At 57.1% G+C, this 282-nt stretch carries 1 protein-coding gene; it reads right to left on the bottom strand.

The features are described 5' to 3' along the window. Positions 1-282 (bottom strand): hypothetical protein (locus J4G32_RS21425; RefSeq protein ID WP_210497764.1); only part of this gene is annotated, 282 nt, incomplete at both ends.

The following is a 282-nucleotide window of genomic DNA, read 5'->3' as shown; positions in this document are numbered from 1 at the left end:
CAGAGGGATCACCGGCACAAAGCCGGGATGCGTAATGGCATTACGCCGGATAATGTCCGCGTCACGCGCCGCGTTATCAAACCAGGTCGCCGCCAGCACCAGCGCGGGTAAAACCTCATCCGGTGTGCGCTGAATGATCCGTGCAGACTGTTCAAGGCGCGTGTTGATATCCGCATTCAGATCTGCTTTCACCCGGCGCAGCGCCAGAAACAGCGCATCGCTGGTTGTACGGGACAACTCCTTATCAATTGCCGTATTCAGTGTGTCGCGAATGTCAGTCAG

Source organism: Microvirga antarctica (genome assembly GCF_017921815.1).
GTDB lineage: Bacteria > Pseudomonadota > Alphaproteobacteria > Rhizobiales > Beijerinckiaceae > Microvirga > Microvirga antarctica.
The sequence above is the reverse complement of the archived record's forward strand: the minus strand, read 5'-3'. Positions and strand labels throughout refer to the sequence as shown.